At 53.9% G+C, this 720-nt stretch carries 1 rRNA gene; it reads left to right on the top strand.

Annotated features, from left to right (window positions below):
• Positions 1–686 (top strand): 23S ribosomal RNA (locus tag LRP50_RS25385); the annotation flags it as partial.
• Between the last annotated feature and the right edge of the window lie 34 nt (positions 687–720).

The following is a 720-nucleotide window of genomic DNA, read 5'->3' as shown; positions in this document are numbered from 1 at the left end:
TTGCGGACAGTGCCTGGTGGGTAGTTTGACTGGGGCGGTCTCCTCCCAAAGAGTAACGGAGGAGCACGAAGGTGGGCTAATCACGGTCGGACATCGTGAGGTTAGTGCAATGGCATAAGCCCGCTTGACTGCGAGAATGACAATTCGAGCAGGTGCGAAAGCAGGTCATAGTGATCCGGTGGTTCTGAATGGAAGGGCCATCGCTCAACGGATAAAAGGTACTCCGGGGATAACAGGCTGATACCGCCCAAGAGTTCATATCGACGGCGGTGTTTGGCACCTCGATGTCGGCTCATCACATCCTGGGGCTGAAGTCGGTCCCAAGGGTATGGCTGTTCGCCATTTAAAGTGGTACGCGAGCTGGGTTTAGAACGTCGTGAGACAGTTCGGTCCCTATCTGCCGTGGGCGTTGGATGATTGAGAGGGGCTGCTCCTAGTACGAGAGGACCGGAGTGGACGAACCTCTGGTGTTCGGGTTGTCACGCCAGTGGCATTGCCCGGTAGCTAAGTTCGGAATCGATAAGCGCTGAAAGCATCTAAGCGCGAAGCGAGCCTCAAGATGAGTCATCCCTAGACCTTTAAGGTCTCTAAAGGGTTGTTGAAGACTACGACGTAGATAGGTCAGGTGTGTAAGCGCTGCGAGGCGTTGAGCTAACTGATACTAATTGCCCGTGAGGCTTAACCATACAACACCCAAGGGGTTTTAGCGGACTCAAAGTA

This window comes from Enterovibrio gelatinilyticus (genome assembly GCF_028683095.1).
Taxonomy (GTDB): domain Bacteria; phylum Pseudomonadota; class Gammaproteobacteria; order Enterobacterales; family Vibrionaceae; genus Enterovibrio; species Enterovibrio gelatinilyticus.
Note: the sequence above shows the minus strand (reverse complement) of the source record. Positions and strands in the feature narration are given on the sequence as shown.